This is a genomic window from Allostella sp. (genome assembly GCF_041913585.1).
Classification (GTDB): Bacteria; Pseudomonadota; Alphaproteobacteria; order ATCC43930; family Allostellaceae; genus Allostella.
The window spans coordinates 1-7,124 of sequence record NZ_JAYSFE010000177.1 but is presented as its reverse complement, the minus strand read 5'-3'; the positions used below and the strand labels follow the sequence as shown (position 1 = coordinate 7,124).

The 7,124-nt window shown below is 67.5% G+C and carries 5 protein-coding genes; 3 read left to right on the top strand and 2 right to left on the bottom strand.

Features of this window, described 5'->3' with window-relative positions; translation table 11 throughout:
* On the bottom strand, window positions 1–361 hold a 361-nt coding region (locus tag ACE3Q3_RS21955; RefSeq protein ID WP_374449575.1), incomplete at its 3' end, for a VOC family protein.
* 79 nt (window positions 362–440) lie between these two features.
* Window positions 441–1,835 carry an aspartate aminotransferase family protein gene (locus ACE3Q3_RS21950; protein ID WP_374449573.1) on the bottom strand — a complete coding sequence of 465 codons (1,395 nt, stop codon included), beginning with the start codon at window positions 1,833–1,835 and terminating at the stop codon, window positions 441–443.
* A 229-nt stretch (window positions 1,836–2,064) separates the two neighbouring features.
* Here ACE3Q3_RS21950 and ACE3Q3_RS21945 point away from each other — a divergent pair, with 229 nt between their 5' ends.
* The 3 genes from ACE3Q3_RS21945 to ACE3Q3_RS21935 all read left to right on the top strand — a co-directional run.
* Window positions 2,065–3,648 (top strand): ABC transporter substrate-binding protein, encoded by a 1,584-nt coding sequence (locus ACE3Q3_RS21945; protein ID WP_374449571.1) that lies wholly within the window; start codon window positions 2,065–2,067, stop codon window positions 3,646–3,648.
* Between the two features lie 147 nt (window positions 3,649–3,795).
* On the top strand, window positions 3,796–5,385 hold the full coding sequence (locus ACE3Q3_RS21940; protein ID WP_374449569.1) for an ABC transporter substrate-binding protein: 1,590 nt from the start codon (window positions 3,796–3,798) through the stop codon (window positions 5,383–5,385).
* 192 nt (window positions 5,386–5,577) lie between these two features.
* Window positions 5,578–7,124, top strand: a 1,547-nt coding sequence (locus ACE3Q3_RS21935; RefSeq protein WP_374449567.1) for an ABC transporter substrate-binding protein, incomplete at its 3' end; no start/stop codon positions are given.

Below are 7,124 nucleotides of genomic sequence, written 5' to 3'. Positions count from 1 at the left end.
CGACCCGGTTGCCGCCGGGATAGCGCACTAAGATCCGGCGCACGCCCGCGACCGGCCGGCGGTCGGGCAGGCGCTCGGCGCCGGCGGCGTCGAGCGCCGCCGCGGTTCGGTCGAGATCGGCGACGGCGAAGGCGACATGGCGGCGGCTCGCCGCCGCCCCTTCGGCTGCGACGGCCTCCGCCCGAAGGTGGAGTTCGACCCCGCCGACGCGATACCAGGCCCCCGGCTCCGGCCGCTCGCGTGCCGGCTGGGGGATTTCGGCGAGGCCCAGCGTCCGCCCGTAGAAGAGACGCGCGTCCGCCATGCGCTCGGCCGGCACGGTGACCTGGACATGGTCGATCGCCAGCACGCCGGCGCTCACCGATGGGCCTCCGTCGTCGGCTGCGGCCGGGGCGGAACGAGCTGGCGGGCGCCCGGCGGACCGGGCGCCCGCCGATCGCTCAGGCGACCTTGGCGAGGCCCTGGCCGGCGAGCCAGGACTCGGTGTCCGAAAGCGCCTTGTCGAAGCGGCGGAACATCTCGTCGAGCTGGTCCGGGCCGATGATGAGCGGCGGGCAGAAGCCGATCGAATCGCCCATCGCGCGCAGGATCACGCCATGCTCCTGGGCGCGCGCGGCGAGGTAGGCGCCGACGCCGAGCTTGGGGTCGAAGGGCGCCCGCGTCTTGCGGTCGGCGACGAGTTCGATGGCGCCGATCAGGCCGGTGCCGCGGCACTCGCCGACCAGCGGGCGGTCGGCGAAGCTGCGGATCAGCTTCTGCATGCGGGGCGCGATCTCCCGGACGTGACCGACGATGTCGCGCTCCTCGTAGATCTTCAGCGTCTCCAGGGCGACGGCGCTCGCGACGGGATGGCCGGAATAGGTGAAGCCGTGGGCGAAGACGCCGATCTTCTCGCTCTGCCGCACCAGCGCCTGGTAGATCGGCTCGGAGATCATCACCGCCGAGATCGGCAGGTAGGCCGACGACAAGGCCTTGGCGCAGACCAGGATGTCGGGCTTCATGCCCATGGTCTGGCTGCCCCACATGTTGCCGGTGCGCCCGAAGCCGCAGATCACCTCGTCGGCGATGAAGAGGATGTCGTACTTCTTCAGGATCGGCTGGATCTTGTCGAAATAGCCCTTGGGCGGCAGCAGCACCCCGCCGGCGCCCATGATCGGCTCGGCGATGAAGGCGGCGACCGTCTCCGGGCCCTCGGCCAGGATGCGCTTCTCCAGGTTCTCGGCGAGCCGGGTCGCGAACGCCTCCTCGCTCTCCCCCTCCTCCGCGAAGCGGTAGTGGTGGGGGCAGTCGACATGCATGATGTTGGCGATCGGCAGGTCGAAGTCGCGATGGTTGGCCGGCAGGCCGGTCAGGCTGGCCGCGGCGACGGTGACGCCGTGATAGCCCTTGGTGCGGGCCAGGATCTTCTTCTTGGCCGGGCGCTCGAGCGCGTTGTTGTAGTACCAGACGAGCTTGACGACGGAATCGTTGGCTTCCGAGCCGGAGTTGGCGAAGAACACCTTCGACATCGGCACGGGCGCGATCGACAGCAGCTTTTCGGCGAGGTCGACGCCGATGTCCGTCGTCTTGTGCCCGAACGAGTGGTAGTAGGGCAGGCGGCGCAGGGCGCCGATCGCCGCCTCGACGAGGCGCTCCTCGCTGAAGCCGAGCGAGGTGCACCACAGGCCGGCCATGCCCTCGATGTATTCCTTGCCCGCCTCGTCGCGGATGTAGATGCCCTTGCCGCCGGTCACCACCAGCGGCCCTTCGACCTCGTGCTTCTTGAGGTTCGTGTAGGGGTGCAGGTAGTGGGCGATGTCGCGGCTGGCGGTCGAGTTGCCGAGCGGGCGCTGCATGGGGAAAATCCTCGTGGAGTGGGCCGGATGGCGGTGCCGCGCACTATCCGCCCGCGCCGCGGGCGAAGTCAAACCGGGCCCTGGCGTCCGCGACCTTCGGGCGCTCTGCAATCCTCCGTTTGGTCGTCTCCCCGGATCGCGATAGTCTCGGCTGCTCCCCGATGGGTGGGAGCAAGAAAGGGCCGCGGGCGGCCCTCACGGCGCCCCGGCGGAACAGGGGAGACTTGCAGTGAAGACCAGGATCGCGCTCGTGGCCGCGGCGGCGCTCGCGACGGCGCTGGCGGTGCCCGCAGCGGCCAAGACGTTCAAGTATTCGACGACCGGCGACGTCATCGGCATGGACCCGCACATCAACAACGAGGGTCCGACCAATGCGATGAAGGACAACCTCTACGAGGGCCTGGTCACGCGCCATTGGGACCTGACGGTGCGGCCGGCGCTGGCGACGGAATGGGCTCAGGTCAATCCGACGACGACGCGCTTCAAGCTCCGCGCCGGGGTGACGTTCCACGACGGCTCGCCCTTCACGGCCGACGACGTCGTCTTCTCGTTCGACCGCATCCGCGGCGACCAGTCGGACATGAAGACCTACGTCACCGGCGTCAAGGAAGTGCGCAAGGTCGACGACCTGACGATCGAGATGGTGACGGAGGCGCCGGACCCGGTGCTGATCCAGAACCTGTCGCTCTTCCACATCATGTCGAAGTCGTGGGCGCAGAAGCACAACACGCTGCTGCCGCTGCGCGGCGCCAACGCCGAGAGCTTCGCCAACCGCAACGCCAACGGCACCGGCCCCTTCAAGCTCGTCGAGCGGGTGCCGGACACGCGCACCGTGCTGCTGCCGAACGAGAAGTGGTGGGGCAAGCCCGAGCACAACCTGACGCGGGTCGAGTTCAAGCCGATCGCCAATGCGGCCACCCGCGTCGCGGCGCTCCTCACCGGCGAGATCGACATGATGTTCCCGGTGCCGCTGCAGGACGTGCCGCGGCTCGAGCGCACGGCCGGGGTCAAGGTGCTGCAGGGTCCGGAACTGCGGACCATCTTCCTCGGCTTCGACCAGTTCCGCGACGAGCTGCTCGACATGCCGGGCTCCGGCAAGAACCCGTTCAAGGACGTCCGCGTCCGGCGCGCCTTCTACCAGGCGATCGACATCAACGCGATCCATCGCGTCGTGATGCGGGGCGCCTCGACCCCGACCGGCCTGATGATCGCGCCCGGCATCGCCGGCTTCGACGCCAAGCTGAACGAGCGCTATCCCTTCGATCCCGAAGGCGCCAAGAAGCTCTTGGCCGAAGCGGGCTACCCGCAGGGCTTCCCCGTCACCCTCGACTGCCCGAACGACCGCTACGTCAACGACGAGGCGATCTGCCAGGCGGTCGTGCCGATGCTGACCCGCGTCGGCATCGCCATCAAGCTGAACGCCCAGACCAAGGGCCTGCATTTCGACAAGATCGGCCTGAAGGAAGGGCGCAAGACCAGCTTCTACATGCTGGGCTGGACCCCCGGCACCTACGACGCCCACAACATGCTGTTCAACATCATCACGATGTCGTCCGGTCCGGGCTCGGGTGCCTGGAACAGCGGCCGCTACAGCAACCCCAAGGTCGAGGAGCTGACGGTCAAGATCGCCAGCGAGATGGACGCCGAGAAGCGCAAGTCGATGATCCACGAGGCCATGAAGATCCACAAGGAGGACTTCGGCCACATTCCGCTCCACCAGCAGGCGCTGGCCTGGGCGGTGCGGGATTCGATCGCCACCATTCCCCAGGCGGCGAACGATGCGGTCATGCTGAAGTATGTCCGCATGAAGTGAGCGGCGTGCCCGGTGCGACCCGGGCGCGACAAAGTCCTTCCCAAGCCACCTCCGCGTGGCAATGATCGCGGGATCGAACCCGGGCCGGCGGCGTCTCCCCAGGAGCCGCCGCCGGTTGGGGGCGTTACCAGGGAAGGGAATACAACGATGATCAGACGACTGCTCCTGACGACCGCGGCGGCCGTGGCGCTGCTCGCGTCGGCTGCCGCAGACGCCAAGGTCTTCCGCTATTCGACGTCGGGCGACATCAACGGCCTGGACCCGCACCTCAACAACGAGGGTCCGACCAACGCGATGAAGAACAACCTCTACGAGGCCCTGATCTTCCGCGACCACGAACTCAAGCTGCGGCCGTCGCTGGCGACCGACTGGAAGCAGACCGCGCCGACCGTCTGGCGCTTCAATCTGCGCAAGGGCGTCAAGTTCCACGACGGCACGCCGTTCACGGCCGACGACGTGGTCTTCTCGATCAAGCGGAACAACCACGAGCAGTCGGGGATGCGCACCTACAGCGCGTCCGTGGTCGACGTGAAGAAGGTCGACGACCACACCGTCGACATCATCACCAAGGCGCCGGACCCGATTCTCGACCAGAACCTCCCGGCCGTCTTCATCATGTCGAAGGCGTGGGCGGAGAAGCACAACACGACGACGCCGGTGCAGGGCATCGTCGGCAACGAGACCTACGCCAACCTGCACGAGAACGGCACCGGGCCGTTCAAGCTGCTCGACCGGGTGCCCGACACCCGCACCGTGATCGTCCCCAACCCCGACTGGTGGGGCAAGGTCGAGCACAACCTGACCCGCGTCGAGTTCCGGCCGATCACCAACGCCGCCACCCGCGTGGCCGCGCTGCTGTCGGGCGAGATCGACATGATGTTCCCGGTGCCGCTGCAGGACGTGCCGCGCCTCAAGCGCTCGCAGGGCGTGAAGGTGATGGAAGGGCCGGAGCTCCGCACCGTGTTCCTCGGCATGGACCAGTGGCGCGACGAGCTGAAGGACATGCCGGGAACGGGCAAGAACCCGTTCAAGGACGTCCGCGTCCGCCGCGCCTTCTACCAGGCGATCGACATCCAGGCGATCCACCGCGTCGTCATGCGCGGCGCCTCGACGCCGACCGGGCTGATGATCGCGCCCGGCATCAACGGCTTCTCCAAGGAGCTGAACGACCGCTATCCGTTCGATCCGGAAGGCGCCAAGAAGCTGCTGGCCGACGCGGGCTATCCGCAGGGCTTCCCGGTGACGCTCGACTGCCCGAACGACCGCTACGTCAACGACGAGGCGATCTGCCAGGCGATCGTGCCGATGCTGGCCCGCATCGGGATCAACATCAAGCTCAACTCCCAGACCAAGTCGAAGCACTTCGACAAGATCGGGACGCGGTCCGGCAACGACACCAGCTTCTACATGCTGGGCTGGACGCCGGGCACCTACGACGCCCACAACATGCTCTACAACATCCTGATGACCCGCAACCAGCAGACCGGTACCGGGTCGAACAACAGCGGCCGCTACTCCAACCCGAAGCTGGACGAACTGACGCTCCAGATCGGCAGCGAGAGCGACCGCGAGAAGCGCAACCGGATGATCTACGAGGCCATGAAGATCCATAAGGAGGATTTCGGCCACATCCCGCTGCATCAGCAGGCGCTGGCCTGGGGCGTGCGCGACAACGTCGCCAACCTGCCGCAGCCGCCGAACGACGCGGTGATCGTGCGCTTCGTCAAGATGAAGTGATCGCGACGAGGTAGTGGCGGGGACGCATCCGCGGCCCCGAAGCGACGGCGGGCCGGGCAACCGGCCCGCCGTTCGCATTCCGGCACGGACGCGCTTGCGCCTGGCCGCGGCATGGCTTCTGCTAGGCTCCGTGCGGGGTCGTTCGGGGCCGGCATCGCACGACCGGCCGCGCTACCGGGGAGTGACGAAGCGATGCGACGACGATTGCTGACGGCCGCCGCGGCGGCCGCGCTGGCACTGGGCGCCCAGGTGCCGGCGGAGGCCAAGACCTTCCGCTTCTCGACGTCGGGCGACGTCAACGGTCTCGATCCGCACCTCAACAACGAGACCCCGACCAATGCGATGAAAAACAACCTCTACGAGGGGTTGGTCCATCGCAACCACAAGCTGGAGATCGTGCCGGCGCTGGCGACCGAATGGTCGCAGAGCAGCCCCACGGTCTGGCGCTTCAGGCTGCGCCAGGGCGTCACCTTCCACGACGGCACGCCCTTCACCGCCGACGACGTGATCTTCTCGATCGCCCGGGCCGGCACGCAAACGAGCGCCATGCGCATCTTCACCCGGACGGTGAAGGAGGTGCGGCGGATCGACGACCACACGGTCGAGGTCGAGACCTCGGTGCCGGACCCGATCCTGCTGTCGAGCCTCGGATACCTCTGGATCATGTCCAAGGCGTGGTCGGAGAAGAACAACACCGCGACGCCGGTGCAGGGGATCGTCGGCAACGAGAGCTACGCCAACGTCCATGCCAACGGCACCGGGCCGTTCCGCCTCATCGACCGCGTGCCGGACACGCGCACGGTCCTGGTGCCGAACGAGAAATGGTGGGGCAAGCCCGAACACAACCTGACGCGCATCGAGTTCCGGCCGATCGCCAACGCCGCCACCCGCGTCGCGGCGCTCCTCTCGGGCGAGCTCGACATGATGTACCCGGTGCCGCTGCAGGACGTGCCGCGCCTCAAGCGCACCGCCGGCATCAAGGTCCTCGAGGGTCCGGAGCTGCGGACGATCTACATCGGCATGGACCAGTTCCGCGACGAGCTGATGGACATGCCGGGCTCGGGCAGGAACCCGTTCAAGGACCGTCGCGTCCGCGAGGCCTTCTACAAGGCGATCGACGTCCAGGCGATCCACAAGGTGGTGATGCGCGGCGCCGCGACGCCGACCGGTCTCCTGATCGCGCCCGGGATCAACGGCTTCGACGCCAAGCTGAACGAGCGCTATCCGTTCGATCCCGACGGCGCCCGGAAGCTGCTGGCCGAGGCGGGATATCCCGAGGGCTTCACCGTCACCATGGACTGCTCGAACGACCGCTACGTCAACGACGAGCAGATCTGCCAGGCGATCGCGCCCATGCTGGCGCGCATCGGCGTCACCCTGAAGCTCAACATCCAGACCAAGTCGAAATATTTCGACAAGATCGGCATCCGGCAGGGCTTCAACACCAGCTTCTTCCTGCACGGCTGGACGCCCGGGACCTACGACGCCCACAACGCCCTGATGGCGCTGGTCCATACCCGCGACCAGAAGGCCGGCACCGGCACCACCAACAACGGCCGCTACTCCAACCCCAAGGTCGATGCGCTGATCCAGCAGATCGGCGTCGAACCCGACCGCGAGAAGCGGACCAGGCTGATTCACGAGGCGATGCGGACGGCCAAGGAGGACTTCAGCCACATTCCGGTCCACCAGCAGGCGCTGGCCTGGGCGGTCCGGGACAGCGTCGCCTTCCTGCCGCA

Excerpts from the sequence above, each read along its gene's own strand:
- ACE3Q3_RS21950 (WP_374449573.1), bottom strand. The coding sequence starts at position 1,835 with ATGCAGCGCCCGCTCGGCAACTCGACCGCCAGCCGCGACATCGCCCAC.
- ACE3Q3_RS21940 (WP_374449569.1), top strand. The coding sequence starts at position 3,796 with ATGATCAGACGACTGCTCCTGACGACCGCGGCGGCCGTGGCGCTGCTC.